17 protein-coding genes and 1 pseudogene are annotated in these 15,439 nt (G+C 42.0%); 9 read left to right on the top strand and 9 right to left on the bottom strand.

Annotated elements, in window-relative coordinates; translation table 11 throughout:
• Positions 1 to 91: 91 nt before the first annotated feature.
• The 4 genes and pseudogenes from V7K53_RS27715 to glpX form a co-directional block, all read right to left on the bottom strand.
• Positions 92 to 373 (bottom strand): annotated as a pseudogene (locus V7K53_RS27715) (Uma2 family endonuclease); the annotation flags it as partial.
• A gap of 44 nt (positions 374 to 417) precedes the next feature.
• The gene (locus V7K53_RS27710; protein ID WP_335200695.1) at positions 418 to 978 is read right to left on the bottom strand and encodes a DUF2087 domain-containing protein; all 561 of its coding nucleotides are present in this window, start codon (positions 976 to 978) and stop codon (positions 418 to 420) included.
• Between the two features lie 105 nt (positions 979 to 1,083).
• Positions 1,084 to 2,370 carry a glutamyl-tRNA reductase gene (locus V7K53_RS27705; RefSeq protein ID WP_335200694.1) on the bottom strand — a complete coding sequence of 429 codons (1,287 nt, stop codon included), beginning with the start codon at positions 2,368 to 2,370 and terminating at the stop codon, positions 1,084 to 1,086.
• Between the two features lie 232 nt (positions 2,371 to 2,602).
• Positions 2,603 to 3,640 carry a class II fructose-bisphosphatase gene (gene glpX, locus V7K53_RS27700; RefSeq protein WP_334766671.1) on the bottom strand — a complete coding sequence of 346 codons (1,038 nt, stop codon included), beginning with the start codon at positions 3,638 to 3,640 and terminating at the stop codon, positions 2,603 to 2,605.
• 365 nt (positions 3,641 to 4,005) lie between these two features.
• Between glpX and V7K53_RS27695 the strand changes: the two genes are divergently transcribed.
• The 7 genes from V7K53_RS27695 to grxD all read left to right on the top strand — a co-directional run bounded on the left by V7K53_RS27695 (position 4,006) and on the right by grxD (position 8,654).
• The gene (locus V7K53_RS27695) at positions 4,006 to 4,578 is read left to right on the top strand and encodes a DUF981 family protein (protein ID WP_335200693.1); all 573 of its coding nucleotides are present in this window, start codon (positions 4,006 to 4,008) and stop codon (positions 4,576 to 4,578) included.
• A 46-nt stretch (positions 4,579 to 4,624) separates the two neighbouring features.
• Positions 4,625 to 4,939, top strand: coding sequence for a glutaredoxin 3 (grxC, locus tag V7K53_RS27690; protein WP_069070140.1), 315 nt, complete (start codon positions 4,625 to 4,627; stop codon positions 4,937 to 4,939).
• 222 nt (positions 4,940 to 5,161) lie between these two features.
• Positions 5,162 to 5,647: a tRNA adenosine(34) deaminase TadA gene (gene tadA, locus V7K53_RS27685; protein WP_335200692.1), complete on the top strand. Its 486-nt coding sequence runs from the start codon at positions 5,162 to 5,164 to the stop codon at positions 5,645 to 5,647.
• Between the two features lie 112 nt (positions 5,648 to 5,759).
• Complete coding sequence (locus V7K53_RS27680) at positions 5,760 to 6,515, top strand: lysophospholipid acyltransferase family protein (RefSeq protein ID WP_335200691.1); 756 nt, start codon at positions 5,760 to 5,762, stop codon at positions 6,513 to 6,515.
• A 635-nt stretch (positions 6,516 to 7,150) separates the two neighbouring features.
• Positions 7,151 to 7,759, top strand: a complete 609-nt coding sequence (locus V7K53_RS27675; protein ID WP_094349511.1) for a hypothetical protein — start codon at positions 7,151 to 7,153, stop codon at positions 7,757 to 7,759.
• Positions 7,760 to 7,985: 226 nt separating this feature from the next.
• Positions 7,986 to 8,243 carry a BolA family protein gene (locus tag V7K53_RS27670; RefSeq protein ID WP_094349510.1) on the top strand — a complete coding sequence of 86 codons (258 nt, stop codon included), beginning with the start codon at positions 7,986 to 7,988 and terminating at the stop codon, positions 8,241 to 8,243.
• Positions 8,244 to 8,330: 87 nt separating this feature from the next.
• Positions 8,331 to 8,654: a Grx4 family monothiol glutaredoxin gene (gene grxD / locus V7K53_RS27665; RefSeq protein WP_094349509.1), complete on the top strand. Its 324-nt coding sequence runs from the start codon at positions 8,331 to 8,333 to the stop codon at positions 8,652 to 8,654.
• A gap of 346 nt (positions 8,655 to 9,000) precedes the next feature.
• On the opposite strand, the gene V7K53_RS27660 is transcribed toward grxD, so the two are convergent.
• Positions 9,001 to 9,249 (bottom strand): DUF6761 family protein, encoded by a 249-nt coding sequence (locus tag V7K53_RS27660; protein WP_099102685.1) that lies wholly within the window; start codon positions 9,247 to 9,249, stop codon positions 9,001 to 9,003.
• 578 nt (positions 9,250 to 9,827) lie between these two features.
• On the opposite strand from V7K53_RS27660, the gene V7K53_RS27655 reads away from it, so the two are divergent.
• On the top strand, positions 9,828 to 10,601 hold the full coding sequence (locus V7K53_RS27655) for a response regulator transcription factor (RefSeq protein WP_094349507.1): 774 nt from the start codon (positions 9,828 to 9,830) through the stop codon (positions 10,599 to 10,601).
• A 173-nt stretch (positions 10,602 to 10,774) separates the two neighbouring features.
• Here the strand turns inward: V7K53_RS27655 and V7K53_RS27650 are convergent, their stop codons facing one another.
• The 4 genes from V7K53_RS27650 to V7K53_RS27635 form a co-directional block, all read right to left on the bottom strand.
• A complete protein-coding gene (locus V7K53_RS27650; RefSeq protein ID WP_335200690.1) occupies positions 10,775 to 11,572 on the bottom strand; it encodes an ABC transporter ATP-binding protein in 798 nt (265 codons plus the stop codon).
• Between the two features lie 27 nt (positions 11,573 to 11,599).
• Positions 11,600 to 12,166, bottom strand: a complete 567-nt coding sequence (locus tag V7K53_RS27645; RefSeq protein WP_335200689.1) for a hypothetical protein — start codon at positions 12,164 to 12,166, stop codon at positions 11,600 to 11,602.
• Between the two features lie 68 nt (positions 12,167 to 12,234).
• Complete coding sequence (locus V7K53_RS27640) at positions 12,235 to 12,696, bottom strand: DUF4079 domain-containing protein (RefSeq protein WP_335200688.1); 462 nt, start codon at positions 12,694 to 12,696, stop codon at positions 12,235 to 12,237.
• Positions 12,697 to 12,829: 133 nt separating this feature from the next.
• Positions 12,830 to 13,225: a DUF1830 domain-containing protein gene (locus tag V7K53_RS27635; protein ID WP_194041932.1), complete on the bottom strand. Its 396-nt coding sequence runs from the start codon at positions 13,223 to 13,225 to the stop codon at positions 12,830 to 12,832.
• Between the two features lie 589 nt (positions 13,226 to 13,814).
• Between V7K53_RS27635 and V7K53_RS27630 the strand changes: the two genes are divergently transcribed.
• A complete protein-coding gene (locus V7K53_RS27630) occupies positions 13,815 to 15,407 on the top strand; it encodes a photosystem II high light acclimation radical SAM protein (protein WP_335200687.1) in 1,593 nt (530 codons plus the stop codon).
• Positions 15,408 to 15,439: the final 32 nt, after the last annotated feature.

Raw genomic sequence — 15,439 nt, 5'->3', positions numbered from 1 at the left:
TCTGTGAGGCTGCTAGAGTATGGCATTACTACTTTATACAACTTTTGCGCTCACTTTACTTCAACACAGTAAAAGATGTCAAATGGGTTCTATAAATAGGTTGTCCCTCAATCACCATCACATCAGGATATGTATGCTGCCGATAACGGGGTATCCACAAACGCACATCACCAATATAAACATCATAATTATTGCCTCTTAAAGCAAACTTCAAATAAGCATAAAAGTTGCCTACAATTTTATTATGATTTGTAGTGCCACCCGTCATCGGTACAATTTCTCCATCACGGTATTCGCTTTTATATTCTGCCTTTTCTTCAAGTTCTAAATACTCTTCAGGTGTATAATAAAATTTTTGTGTTTCTAACTGCATAAAAATACAACCTATGATTGCTGCGGTTTATTCATCTTTCATATCTATTTTGTACGCCAATAAATCCCATTTTCTCGCTGCATTAACTGGCAAGCAATTAACTCTCGCCGCAGGGTGGCGCAGTCAATATGGTAGCGTTTGAGAATATCATTTACCAAACGTTCAGGGTAGTTGACTCCTACATCAAACTGGTTTGCTAACCACTTAAGAATAACTAGACGCTTTTTCCGACTAGCAGGAATTTCTTTGAGGCGATTGTCCTCGAAATAGTTTTTTAACACTTTGCTTTCCCAAGCTTCAGTATCCACATCCTCAATCAAGGATGCTATTTTCTCAGGTGTAAAAATTTCCTTGCTAATGCTTTGTAAAGCCTCGCTATCCAATTGGTACAGGCGGCTATTACCTTCGGGACGCATTGTTACCAAATTTAGCTCTTTAAGTTTCGCTAAATGATGAGATACCGTCGGTTCCTTGAGTTGCAGTAGCGCCGCCAATTCTTCGACGCTGCACTCCTGATTCGCCAGGATACCTACAATCTTCAATCGGCTATCATCCGCTAATGCCTTGAAAAAGCGCAGTAATATGTTAAATTGCTCTGGTTGCATAACTAACTTCTAATTAGACATCTATCTAATTAGAAGTATATCTAATTTAAAACCGATTCGCTCACAACCCCAACTTCTCACCACAAGTCGGGGTTCTTGCTTAATTTAACTAAACTGTTCCTCGGCATCGAGGTTGAACAGCATTTGCAGAGTTTGCATACAGCGCCGTCTAGCTTCCACATCTTGCTGCGATCGCAATTGCACCATCGGGTCATGTAAAATTTTATTGACAATTCCCCGCGTTAATGCCTCAATCACCTCTTGATGTTTTTCGGCGAATTCCGAACCCAATCTCGACAAAGCTTTTTCTAACTCTTGTTCGCGGATGGTTTCGACTTTATTTCGCAGACAGCTAATAGTGGTAACAGTTTCTAAACTACGCCACCAAATATCAAAGGCTTCCACTTCTTCTTCTAAAAGTTTCTCTGCTTCCTGTGCAATCTTCCGTCGGCTTTCGTAGTTTTGCGCTACTACTGCCTTCAAATCATCCACGTTAAACGCTTGCACATTTTCCAATTCATTTACATCCGCATGAACATTACGCGGCACAGAAATATCAAATAACATTAAAGAGCGCTGAACTTCTAAAACCATTTCTAATTTGGCACGGTCAAGTATTGGCTCTGTTGCGGAAGTACTTGTAAACACCAAATCGCTATCGGCAATTACGCTCATCATTTCCGATAGTGGATGAATTTTGATCGGTTGTTGAGGGAACAGCTTTGCTAATTCTTGGGCGCGATCGCGAGAGCGATTTACAATACTAATTTCCACAGCACCTTTTGAAATTAGGTGTTGCACCAGTAGCCGCGACATTTTACCAGCACCCAAAATTACCACTCGGCAAGCTGCTAAATTTGCTACTTTTATCTGTGCTAACTCCACAGCAGCCGAACTGATCGAGACAGCCCCAGTACCAATACTAGTTTCAGTGCGAACCCGCTTCCCAGCAGTCAGCGCTTGTTTAAATAATCGATTCAAAATGGTTTTTATACCACTATATTGCTGTCCTAGTTTGTGAGTAGTCTTCACCTGAGCCAGAATTTGACCTTCTCCAAGTACTAGACTATCTAAACCACCTGCTACCCGCATAACGTGCATCACGGCATCATCATGCAGCAACATAAACAAGTGTTGTCGCAGAGAAAGCACGGGTAATTTACTGTATTCCGCAAGAAACTGCGTTACTTCCCGAATACCTTGGTCTGCTTCACTGGTAACAATGTAAATTTCCAGACGGTTACAAGTGCTAAGAATTGCAACTTCATCAATATGAGGATAACTTGCCAGTTGAGCGATCGCACTTTCAATTTGTGGTTCTGGAATGCTCAGTTTTTCCCGGACTTCTACTGGGGCTGTTTTATGGCTTAACCCCACCACTGCTATATTCATTTGCTAAATTGTAGTTACTAGTTGGTAGTTGGCAATCTGGCATTAAGTGAGAATAGGGAATGGGGAATTTTTGTTTATTGGTTGATAGTTTTCCAACCAATCATTAATCACTAACTACTAACTACTAACTACTGTAAAGATAAAGCTTTTTGGTGATGATTTTTCCGTTTTATAGAAACATTTCTTTCCAAATGCTTTACCTCTACTTTTACCATTCCCCATTCCCTAGAAATTAGTTCAGTTGGAGAACTTTTGGTTCACCAAACAAGTGAATTGTATCAACAAATCGAGCAGTTTTCGACTGGTTGGAAATTACCAAGCTTTGAGTTCTTGCCCCGTCTTTGAAGAAACGTACACCTTGCATGAGATTACCACTGGTAATGCCGCTAGCCGCGAACAGAATAGTTTTACCAGATGCTAGTTCATGAGCATCATAGACCTTATCGGGGTCATTGATATTCATAGACTTTAAGCGATCGATGTTGGCTTCTCTGCTTTCTCCAATCAGACCTGTTTTGACTATAGCTGGATCGTAGATCAGTTGACCTTGGAAGTGTCCACCCAAAGCACGCATTGCTGCTGCTGAGATTACGCCTTCAGGAGCAGCACCGATACCCATCAGAGCGTGGATATTGGTTCCAGCAAAACCGCAGCTTATAGCTGCACCCACATCACCGTCTGAAATTAGGGCGACTCTCGCTCCAGCCTCACGGATTTCCTTAATTAAATCGTTGTGGCGTTCGCGCTTCATTACTACCACAACAAGTTCTTCAATACTCCGGTCTAAAACCTCAGAGAGAATCTTCAGGTTTTCCGTGGCTGACTTGTTGATATCTACTTTGCCCTTAGCTGCGGGAGGTGCTGCTAACTTCTTCATGTAAAAGTCAGGAGCAGCAAATAATCCACCCTTTTCAGAAATTGCCAAGACAGCCATCGAACCAGGTTGTCCATAGGCTACCAAGTTGGTACCTTCACAGGGGTCAACGGCGATATCAATTTCAATTAATTCATCAGGGTTACAGACACTTTCGGCATTTGGTTGGGTACAGATACCAACTTCTTCCCCGATGTATAGCATCGGCGCGTCGTCACGTTCGCCTTCCCCGATCACGATGCGACCGCGCATGTGGATTTTATTCATCCGCTCCCGCATCGCTTCCACAGCTACCTGGTCAGCGATGTTTTTTTCGCCTTTCCCCATCCACTTTGCGGATGCGATCGCGGCTTGCTCTACTACTTCAATAATCTCTAACCCAAGTGTATTTTCCACAGAGTTTGCCCTCTCAGCTGCTTGAATTTGCGTCGTTTCATCTGCCTATTTCAGTTTTCAAGTCTACCAAAGGGCGGATACACGTGGAAGAAAGTTAAGTTTTACTGCTAACTCGTTAGAAAAGTGCCAGTTAACACATCCTGGTTTTTTACTCATATTTACTCATAATTACTCCAGTATAAAACCTGTTCACAAGTAACTCAGTTAAAAACTGGCACAAATAAGTAGCAGTGTATATCTAGAAGGTTGCTGTTCTTCAGTATCTATCTTTAGGTATAAAATAATAAACAAAAAAGCTGGTAAATTCACTAAAAACTAAAGAACGAGGCGCAGAGTAAATAACTTGTCAAATTCAGAGGTAAATCGTGTTTATCGACTACATCACCCTCATGTTAATCAACATGGTAGCTGGGTTATTTCTCCTGGCTGACTATGTGTATCGTGGTATAGATAATTCTAATCAAAGATCGTGGATTCCAGGATTTGGAATTACGGGTGCGATCGCACTCACAACTGGTTTACACATGAGCTTTACCTGGCCAGTAATGGGTAGCTTTAACATTGCCTTCGGTGAGACAAGTGTTTTATTTGGAATCTTGTTTGTGGCAGCTGCGATCGCCCTGGCTCAAGGTTGGGATTTATTGACAATAGCAATTTACGGTTTCTTTGCTGGTGCAGTTGCGATCGTAGTCGGTATCCGTATCATCAACTTGAATTTGACAAAGCAACCACTCTTATCAGGAATCGGCTTTATTTTAACTGGATTAGGTGGTATTTTTGCAGCACCAACTCTTTATTGGAAAACCAACCGAACTTGGCGGCTAATTGGCGTAGCAGTGCTGATAGTAGCCGCTCTAATTTGGGCATTGACTGGATATTTGGCTTACTGGAATCATTTAGAGGGTTTCCAAAAGTGGGTTCCAGCGCCGATGCGGTAAGCAATGTTCTAGGCTAGAGACATAGTTAAAACCTTGCTTAAAAAATATGCTGGACTTTCTTAATCCCCTCTTAAATCGCCATCCAGAGCGAGTCAAAGCCAACGTCGAACTTTACACCTGGCAAACTTGTCCTTACTGCATTCGAGCCAAAATGCTGCTGTGGTGGAAAGGTGTAAATTTCACTGAATACAAAATCGACGGCGACGAAGCAGCCAGAGCTAAAATGGCAGAACGCGCCAACGGTCGCCGCACCGTACCACAAATTTTTATCAATAACCAGCACATTGGTGGCTGCGATGACCTATATCAGCTAGACACACAAAGTCAACTCGATCCCCTTTTAGCCCAAGCCGCTATTTAGAAATCAAATTAGCCCCCAACAATTTCTTTAGTCATGCAATGTTGGGCAATTTTGGATTTTAAATTGCTCGGTAAGCAAGTTCGTAGTGAGGACTTTAGTCCTTATTTTCTGAGAACTAAAATCATTACTACAAACTTTTCATTACTAGCTTGACAAAGTGCCAGAAAAGTGTAATACAAGTTTGCCCATCTTTAGGGCAAGTAATATCGAATTGATAAGAATATGCTAACTAAGTATACGGAATATCTTATACATCAACAATGGATGAATTATGCCCTAGAATTAGCAAAAACAGCAGGTGAAGCAGGTGAAATCCCTGTAGGTGCTGTTATCATTGATTCAACAGGCAAATTGCTAGCACAAGGAGAAAACAGAAAAGAGCGCGACAAAGACCCTACTGCTCATGCGGAAATTCTCGCTATCAAGACAGCTGCAACAACTTTACAAAATTGGCATCTTAATGAATGCACCCTTTATGTAACTCTCGAACCTTGCCCGATGTGTGCAGGTGCGATCGTCCAATCACGACTAGGACTCCTGGTATATGGAGTAGACGATACAAAAACTGGCGCAATTCGTACAGTTATTAACATACCCGATAGTGCTGCTTCTAATCACCGTCTCCAAGTAATCGGAGGCATTCTAGAGTCGGCTTGTCGTCGACAATTACAGGCTTGGTTTGCTACTAGGCGACGTAAGGTAAACTAACGGACAGAGGTAAAACTGTCCATCTAGTACCAGACAAGTCACGCAAGAGAATCTACGGTGTAACTAATCAGACTTTCCGTTAAATTTTACCCGTCAATCAGCTGCATCCGTCATGATGGAATTTTATTCTTCATCCGATACCTGCCAGCACACACCAGAAAATCATCCGGTAGCTGGTACTACCTCAAGGGTTTCTCCTTGGTTAAGTCCTCTGGCATATTTATTAGGGCGTCACTGCCTATTACCATTATTCTTTGGACAAATTAGAATAACCGGACAAAAAAATATCCCCGCAACTGGGCCTGTGATCCTCGCGCCTACCCATCGGGCGCGTTGGGATGCCTTGCTTGTACCCTACGCTACCGCTTGTTTGAGAAAACAAGACTTGCGATTTATGGTGACTATTGACGAATGCCAAGGTTTGCAAGGCTGGTTTGTCCAACGTTTGGGGGGGTTTCCTGTAAATTCTAAGCATCCATCAATCCGCACGCTACGACATGGAGTAGAGCTACTTCAGCAGCAAAAAACCCTGGTAATCTTTCCAGAAGGTAACATTTTTCGTGATGGCCAAGTTCACCAGTTGAAGCCGGGAATTGCTCGTCTTGCTTTGAGTGCTGAATCTAGTCATTCCGAACTGGGAGTGAAAATTATACCCATAGGAATTAACTACAGCCAACCTTATCCCAATTGGGGTACAGATGTGAGTATTGACATTGGCTCTCCAATTAAAGTCGCGGATTACATGAATGGCTGTATAAAACAAGATGCAAAAAGCATCACAACTGATTTAGCAAAGGCACTGCAACAATTGAGTCATCAAGAAACAAAAGTTACTAATCACGCATTTGCAGAAATTACCAATTCTTGATGTAGTCAAACATCAAGATTACCTCTTAATCATTGACTGTGCATAATTCGGAAACTGTAACTTTCCAAGATTTGACACTAATTGCTAACTGCTATATTCATCCTGAGTAAGTCACAAAAGATTAGTATTATTTTGCAACCTTTGAGGATGTATATATATAAATTACGCTCTATTAATAATATATTCAGCCAAATTGGCATATTTTTGAGCCAATAGCTAAATTAATTGTCTGGAAACTACTGAATTGCTTGATGATAAATATTTTCAAATTTGGTCAGACAGTTAAATAAAAGTTGGGAAGCACCGGCTGAAGACATGGTGGGCTACGCCTATGCAAAAACTTCAAGCAGTGCTTTGGGAAAATTCTCCTGCCAAATATCCCGGTTAACCTGAGATAATTATTGAGGAGGAAAGGTGGTAGTTAAGCAGATGGGACGCACTCTCCCCTAGGTATCACTCATCACAGCGATATAAGTTAGTTGGTATACAGGGGTAATGGGAACTCTATTAAACTGATTTTTAGTCTAAATCAGAGATACTTAGGATGTAACTTTGCTTTGTCCAAGGCCAAAACAGAGTTAAGATACCCGAAGTTTCCATAACTCTTTTGTATAGTTGTCGCACTAATTGATCCCATGAACACTGCTGTCGCTGTTACCTTGATGCACCGTACTGTTTTATCAGTTATAGCAGTCCTCAGCCTGCTATCACCTGTGAATGCTCAGGTATCACAGTCACCAGGCACTACCAGCCAACCACAACCCATTGACCCCAACGATCCTAATAACCTCCGCCCCATAACCGAAAGTAACAGCCTTTTGAGCATTGCAGGTGGCGATCGCTTAGTAAAAGATGCAGAACAAGCCGTTTCTGCTCAAAACTACACCTTAGCTGCCAAGAAACTGCAAGAAGCACGTCAAGTTTATAATCAGCTATCTAATTTTTATCAAGAGTTAAATTCTAGCTTTTCGGGAATTGACAACAGAGTGTCTGATTCTCAGCGTCAAAAAGCTCTATTAACAGCCCAAAAGCGAGATGAAGCCACCTTTCAGTTAGCATTGGTACATCGGGCACAAAATCAGCCAGAACTAGCTGTACCGTTGTTAGTTCAAATAATTAAAAGTCAAAACCCGACACGGGATTTAGGCAAGAAAGCTTATAAACAGTTGTTTGAGTTGGGTTTTGTTGATTCTCCCTATCCCAGAGAAGGTGGTAATTCATCTTCTTCATCCCCAAAAAAATAAATTAAATTTTTGTTGTCTGTTTTTCCCTACTCACATTTCCTTAACCAGTCGCTTGGGAGCGCCCCAGTGCTAGGATAGAGCTATCCGCCGTAACCAAAACCTGAGCGTTCTCAAGCAATACACCTCAAAGGCGGCTTTATCTACAGCCTTGCCAAAGCCTGAAGTTGGCACAGGCATTTGCTCTATATCTGTTAATAATAGAAAAGTAAGTTTTTCAGGAATTGCGATGATTAGTCCGCAACAGGTTGAGGAAATGATCAAGGCGGGACTGCCAGACGCACAGGTTCAGGTGCAAGACTTGACTGGTGGCGGCGACCACTATCAAGTGACAGTAGTTTCATCGCACTTTGCAGGTAAAGGACTAGTGCAACAGCACCAGTTAGTTTATGGTGCGTTGGGTCAAGCTATGTCAACTGAAGCAATTCATGCCTTGGCGGTGAAAACATACACTCCCGAAGCTTGGCAAGCAACAGCAGCTTCGTAAATAAGAGTCAGAAGTTAGGAGTTATGAATTTTGACTCCTCACTTCTCACTCCTCACTGTTGAATCCAACATAGGAAACATAAATACCATGACACCAGAACTCAAAGACAAAATTGATAGCTTGCTACAAGAAAACAAGATTTTAGTTTTCATGAAGGGAAACAAGTTAATGCCCCAATGTGGTTTCTCTAACAACGTTGTGCAAATTCTCAATACCTTGGGAGTTCCCTTTGAGACGGTTGATGTTCTATCAGACCCGGAAATTCGCCAAGGTATTAAAGAATACTCTAGCTGGCCGACAATTCCCCAAGTATATATCAATGGTGAATTCCTTGGCGGTTCTGACATTTTGATTGAACTGTACCAAAAAGGTGAATTGCAGGAAAAGGTAGAAGTAGCGTTAGCTTCGTAATATCTCTTTACCAAAACTAAAGGGTATGCTGCTGAATTTGCGCTTCGCAATCAAGGCAATATACCGTTTTTTATATCCTTGAAAGGAGAGATACTATTTATTTCCCCTTTCAAGGGTTTTTTAATCGGTTTCTGGCAAAATACTCTTTGTTGGACTTGATTTTATTGCTAGACAACAATCCCCTCAGTCTAATTGGCAAAACCAATATAGGGCTGAGGGGATGCGTTTAATCAATACAATATCTCCAAAATTTCACACCACGACAACCCGTTGACCAATACAGATAATATGCTATAATCATCTGCGGTAATTAACGGTTACTATCCAATGACCAGGTAAATGGTACTTAGTAGTAATCGGGTTGTGGTTGTGGTTGCGGCACTGCAAAGTTCGATCCATCGTACAAGAAGCGGCTGGCCTCCTCTTCTAGGCGATGAATCAGAAAAGGTTCAATGACGTTGCTATGTCGCAGTGCGGCTAGATATCCATCCAAATACATCCGCATGTCATCCGTGCGATAACCGCGATTCCATAACTCGATGAAGGCATCGGTGAGTCTTTGGTAATAGCGGATGGTTTGTGTGTCTTGGAGCATAACTGCTGTATTAATCTCTTTGGAATGAGAATTGTAAATGATTCACGCTAAAAAGTGAAGTGTAATTTCACTTTGGCATAAACTCAAAGTCAACACATCTACTTTGGGTATTACCCTTATAGCAGCTACAAGCTACTTTAATCCTATTCCAGAAAACATCAATTCTAGTTAGCTGCTTAAGTTATTTTTTTGATTTTCACAATCACAGCCCAATTGTATTGATGTTATATTCCTGGATGGGAGCACTAAATTTTTGCGAAAAAATTCACTTTTACCATCAGGTTGAAAAGCTGTTGTTGTTACCTGGTTGGGTTATACATATTTGCCACATTACACCCATCTAAAAGCAAAATGTTAAGTTAAAAGAACTTTTCCTAAGTCTAACAATACTTTCGAGAAATTTAATAAAAATTTAATAATATTTCTCATCCCCTATTGGCAAGGCATAAATTAAATATATTGCCACTGATTTTATTAGGAAATGTAAAGTTAATGGCACTTGAAGTAACAAAGGCTACAAAACCTTAGAGATGGGCTTGTTACTTTGAAAGTCATCGACGCTAAGGGGTCTTGCCGCCGTGGGTTCGGTTTGTATAGAAATCATTGAGGGGAATCCCCATTTAAGGTCGTTGTTGGGTTGGCACTTGCAACAACTGGAATACCGCGTGCATCAAGCTGCCAGTATTTATCAAGCAAGGGAAGTATTTTTAAGCCATCAACCAACACTGGTAGTTTTAGATGCAGACCTGCCTGATGGTGATGGCATTGAGTTTTGTCGTTGGTTGCATCGTCAGCAACAGCCTCTAATCTTAATGCTATCTGCCCGTAATAGTGAAGCTGATATAGTCGCAGGTTTAAAGGCGGGTGCAGATGATTACTTGAGCAAACCTTTTGGGATGCAAGAGTTTTTGGCAAGGGTAGAGGCACTGATTCGCCGGAAGCGTACACCTACTGCACCAGCTTATTTGGATTATGGCACTTTGCAAATCGATTTAGTTCAGCGTCGTGTCCGTTTCCAAGGGGAGTTTATTGACTTAACGCCCCAGGAATTCAGTTTGCTGTACGTTTTGGCACAAGCTGGAGGAGTACCTCTAAGTAGATCGGAATTGCTGCGTCGTGCTTGGCCTGACGCTATCGATAACCCTCGTACCATTGATACTCACGTTTTATCGCTGCGGAAAAAGGTTGAACTCGATCCCCGGCAACCCAATTTGATTCAAACTATCCGCAATGTTGGATACCGTTTTAACATGGAAATTTTGAATACCAATATTTCACAGTCACAAACAACAAAGTTAGCTAGAGAGAGATTTAATAATCAACGTTCAACACTTACTAGTAGTCAAGTGTAGAATGGGGCATTGGGCATCCCTTCTCTGCGAGACGCTACGCGAACGGCTTCTCTACGAGACGCTACGCGTTAGCGGAGCTTTCGCTTTAGCGATACGCTCAGGGCAAGTGGGCATTGAGTACTGGGGTGAGGGGGAGTAAGAAAACGATTCCTGATTCCTGTCTCATCCAAAATTTAAAATCCAAAATCGTCTTGAGATGCTGCTTGAATCAGGTTTTTTCGTAATTCAATCCAGTCTATCTCTGAGGCTCTTTGATTTGCGAATAAATGACCTTGTTGTAGGTGTAATAACCGAGTGCAAAACATCTGGGCTAGTTCCAGTTGATGATTTACCATCAGAATCGTGGTTTGATGACTTTGACTCAACTGGGTTAAGACTTGCATTAGATGAGAAGCCGTACCAGTATCGAGGGTAGAGGTTGGCTCATCTAATAATAATATTTTAGGCTGGATGACTAAGGCACGAGCGATCGCTACTAGTTGTCGTTGTCCCGCAGAAAGTTGCACCTCTGTTTGCTCTAACCATTCATTGGGAATATGCAGTTGGTCTGTCCAGTGATTGACTCGTTGCTGAATTGTCTGTTTGGGCAAACCACGCAAAACTAAAGGATAAGCCAAGGATTGCCCAACTGTCATCCCCAACAGTTTTGATTCTTGCAATACCAGTACAAGCATCTGCCGTAGCTGGATGACGGGAATTTGGCGATATTCTTGATTTTCTAGATAGAGTTTACCACTCGTGGGTTCAATTAGGCGGTTGATGAGGCGTAATAACGAAGTTTTCCCAGCGCCTACTGGGCCTACAATGGCAATGCGTTCGCCGCAGGCGTTGGCGGAGCCATCGCCCTGAAATACTTCCAAGTCAATATCTCGCAATATGGGATACCCTTGCTGATTGCCGGGAAGTTGGGTTTTCAGCTTTGTAAACAGATTAACTTGCTCTAGCCTGAGTATGGCTTTTGCTGTATTCAACGGGACTGAGGATTGCAGAGAAATAACCTAAGTTAATTGTGTACTAGTTAAAGCTGTAGCGATCGCCCAGCCATCGACTAATAGTAGCAGCAGTGTGCATCCCAGTAAAATCAGGTACATCCAGGGCTGCGCTAAAGGGCGAACATCTGTGGTGTCAATGCTCGTTTTTGCTTGGACAATTTGTACCAAACGGGCAAATCCAGCTACACGCATCGGTAGTAAATAAGCTTTCCCATCCTGGCTGAGGAAGTAATAAACTAGCCCTCCTTGTCCAGTGCTGCGGGGTTTTAACTCTTTGACTTGTGACCAAGGTAAAGACCAGCCTTTACGAAAAAAGCGAGGCACCCAAGCGGGGTAAGTAACCTGAATTCCCTCGTCATCTACCATTACTTGTTCAGTTAATACCGCGTACAAGGCAACTAAACCGATGCCAATCCCTATCCACAATAATTCTGGAGGTACGGGTGCAGCTGTTACCTGCGATAAAAAAGGTAATGGGACTGTGAGTGCTATGTATAGACTCAGCAACGTTATCCGAATCAAAGGAGACAGACGAAAAATAGAAGCTGAGATATTGGCTGAGTTTGCTGTCACGGCTCAATTACAATTCTTTTCTTCATTGTAGGGTAGGTCTATGTTCCTGGTAGTTGATGTATGGTAGTTCACGGTAAATACTTCTGCACTACAATCCAACCAGTCAGGGATACCCAGGCAAATCCTACAAACAGAATAATATTTACGCTGATGTGTAAGGGTCTAGCCCAAGGTCGTCTGGCACTAATTTGGGTGGCACTGAAAGCAGACAGTAAAACTAATGCTACGACTATTAACCCAGCAACCAAATGTGACGAGTGTCCTAGTGAGCCAAAGTGCCCTAAAGTGCCAACAATGCCGATCGCTAACAATAATAAGACTAAACTTACCATGCTGATGCCCATTGTATAGTGGAGCGATCGCACCCCTTTATTACCGCCCATAAATGGCGTAATAAAAGGAAATTGTTGCGAAGTTCTCGTCCGAAACATCCAAACGCCGGTGATTGCTAACATTAGATATGCCAGCAGGGACAACCCCATCGACCAGGCCGCTATTTTCCACAACCAAAGAAATGAAGGCAGATTCATAAGAATGATTGTAGATGAGATGAGGGAGACAATGAGAATAACCAATGCCCCATACCCAATAAATAATAAACAAAAAGTAAACAAAAAGGGCTGCTGAATTAGCAACCCTTAAATTTAGATAAAATTGTTTTTTTTAATCAACCGAGGCTAAACCAAGGATTTGCAAGGGTTTTGTAGTATCTCCAATTTTTGTATTAATTTGCTGCACCATTAGTTTGGTATTAAAAGGGTCTTTTTCATCTGATGAGTCTGTATCAAACTCATTAGTACTGGGTTCTTCGAGCATCAGGCGATCGCACGGAATCTTATCGGATAAAATTGCACTAGCCATCATCCCTGTATGAATCTCCACTTGACCTTTTCGCGGAGCTTCAAAAACTAAACGTTGTCCAGGGAAAACAACCCTTTCAAAATACCAGTTGGGAATATTGGAGATGCGAGCTACCTGTATTTTGCTCGTGGCATTAATGTAGCAGCAGAGAATTTTTCCTGATTGCTCAGGTGGTAGAGGATCTAATATTTGAGCCATAACTGCTGAGGAGCTTTACGCCACAATTTTACATTACACTAGCCAAGCCTAGCACCCACTGATCCCCAGTTGTTGTAACTGCGAATACCAACTGAGTCTTTATAGATTATTTCTGTCTAAAGATATATTTTCAGTTATGAAATTTTTGTAATTATTCACACCTTTTTCGGAATTATACACTATAAATAAAAGTTTTTGATATTTTTTGCTGGTATAAAAGTTTCAATTCTCTTAAAGCAGATTGTTAGGGAATTGACATAACAACGATCCCCTAGCTTTTAGCATAGCGAGGAAGTGAGTTTTGCTCTTTCATCTATCCCAGGATTAATCGGCAGGGATCGTCGCTTAATGAATAAACTCGATGTTATGGTAAAGCTATATGAAAAAATGTCTTCATAAAGCTCTCTATAGATTCCATGTATGTTTTATGCACAGCAATTTTAGCGTTTTCCGCACTTGTTAACGGCAGGTGAGCGAATATCAATAATCGGCTGAAATGTCAAGCATGATTGCGATAAATAAAACCAACTAAAACAAGCACACACTTTAAAACTGAATGTTTTTCTCGCTTTCTCCACAGATTGGCAAGATGGAAGTTAAAACACAGATGATGGAAAATCGAATTCTTTACGTTCGCCTTCCTTGTAACCCCATCTTTCCTATTGGGGTTGTCTACCTAAGCGATCATGTCCACAAGCAGTTTCCTAATATTGAACAGCGCATCTTTGATTTGGGAACAGTGCCACCTTTAGATTACAGTTCGGCTCTGGATCGCTGTATTGATGAATTTAAACCGACACTACTAGTATTTTCTTGGCGGGATATTCAAATTTATGCCCCAGTTGGCGGACGTGGTGGCAACCCTTTGCAAAACGCCTTTGAATTTTACTACGCCAAGAATCCTCTATTGAAACTACGCGGCGGATTGGGCGGTTTGCGAATCTTCATCGCTTATTATGTAGAGTTGTGGCAAAACCAGAGCTTAATCAAACGCGGTTTGAAACGTGCCCAAAAATATAATTCTGATGCTCGCGTAGTTGTCGGTGGTGGTGCAGTCAGCGTATTTTACGAGCAATTAGGTAAAAGCTTACCCCAAGGGACAATTATTTCTGTGGGTGAAGGCGAAACCCTACTGGAAAAACTTTTAAGTGGCAAAGATTTTCGAGATGAACGCTGTTACGTTGCCGGAGAAACTCAACCACGTCAACGGCTAATTCACGAACAACCCACCCCAATAGAAAAAACAGCTTGTAACTACGACTATATCGAAAGCATCTGGCCGGAATTTAACTTTTACCTGCAAGAGCAAGACTTTTATATAGGTGTACAAACGAAGCGTGGTTGTCCTCACAACTGTTGTTATTGCGTCTACACCGTTGTCGAAGGCAAACAAGTACGCATCAACCCAGCAGATGAAGTAGTTGCTGAGATGCGCCAATTATACGATCGCGGCATTCGCAATTTCTGGTTTACCGATGCCCAATTCATCCCCGCAAAAAAATTTATCGCCGATGCTGTAGAACTATTGCAAAAAATCGTCGATTCTGGTATGACAGATATCCACTGGGCAGCATATATCAGAGCCGACAATTTGACACCCGAACTGTGTGAGTTGATGGCGAAAACCGGGATGAACTACTTTGAAATCGGGATTACCAGTGGTTCTCAAGAACTTGTGCGGAAAATGCGGATGGGGTATAACTTGCGAACCGTCTTGCAAAACTGCCGTGACTTAAAAGCTGCTGGTTTCAACGACTTAGTTTCTGTCAACTACTCCTTTAACGTCATTGACGAACGTCCCGAAACCATCCGCCAAACCATCGCTTACCACCGCGAACTAGAACGGATTTTTGGTGCTGATAAAGTCGAACCTGCCATCTTCTTTATTGGATTACAACCCCATACCCATTTAGAAGAATACGCTTTCAAAGAAGGCATCCTCAAACCAGGGTACGATCCAATGAGCTTGATGCCGTGGACAGCCAAAAAACTTCTCTGGAATCCTGAACCCCTTGGTTCATTCTTTGGCGAAGTATGCTTGCAAGCTTGGCAACAAAACCCCAATGACTTCGGGCGCGAAGTCATGAAAATCTTAGAAGAAAAACTGGGTTGTGCTGACTTAGAAGCAGCGCTGACAGCACCATTAGAGACGAAAGAAAAACAGTTAGCAGGTGTATCCTAGAAAACACTAAAATGTGAAGAAATTCAGAATTC

The sequence above is a fragment of the Nostoc sp. genome, from assembly GCF_036917355.1.
GTDB lineage: Bacteria > Cyanobacteriota > Cyanobacteriia > Cyanobacteriales > Nostocaceae > Nostoc.
Note: the sequence above shows the minus strand (reverse complement) of the source record. Positions and strands in the feature narration are given on the sequence as shown.

Coding starts and splice junctions, on each gene's coding strand:
- V7K53_RS27710 (WP_335200695.1), bottom strand. CDS start 978: ATGCAACCAGAGCAATTTAACATATTACTGCGCTTTTTCAAGGCATTA.
- V7K53_RS27705 (WP_335200694.1), bottom strand. CDS start 2,370: ATGAATATAGCAGTGGTGGGGTTAAGCCATAAAACAGCCCCAGTAGAA.
- grxC (WP_069070140.1), top strand. CDS start 4,625: ATGCTGGACTTTCTTAATCCCCTCTTAAATCGCCATCCAGAGCGAGTC.
- tadA (WP_335200692.1), top strand. CDS start 5,162: ATGCTAACTAAGTATACGGAATATCTTATACATCAACAATGGATGAAT.
- V7K53_RS27680 (WP_335200691.1), top strand. CDS start 5,760: ATGATGGAATTTTATTCTTCATCCGATACCTGCCAGCACACACCAGAA.
- V7K53_RS27675 (WP_094349511.1), top strand. CDS start 7,151: ATGAACACTGCTGTCGCTGTTACCTTGATGCACCGTACTGTTTTATCA.
- V7K53_RS27670 (WP_094349510.1), top strand. CDS start 7,986: ATGATTAGTCCGCAACAGGTTGAGGAAATGATCAAGGCGGGACTGCCA.
- grxD (WP_094349509.1), top strand. CDS start 8,331: ATGACACCAGAACTCAAAGACAAAATTGATAGCTTGCTACAAGAAAAC.
- V7K53_RS27660 (WP_099102685.1), bottom strand. CDS start 9,249: ATGCTCCAAGACACACAAACCATCCGCTATTACCAAAGACTCACCGAT.
- V7K53_RS27640 (WP_335200688.1), bottom strand. CDS start 12,696: ATGAATCTGCCTTCATTTCTTTGGTTGTGGAAAATAGCGGCCTGGTCG.
- V7K53_RS27635 (WP_194041932.1), bottom strand. CDS start 13,225: ATGGCTCAAATATTAGATCCTCTACCACCTGAGCAATCAGGAAAAATT.
- V7K53_RS27630 (WP_335200687.1), top strand. CDS start 13,815: ATGGAAGTTAAAACACAGATGATGGAAAATCGAATTCTTTACGTTCGC.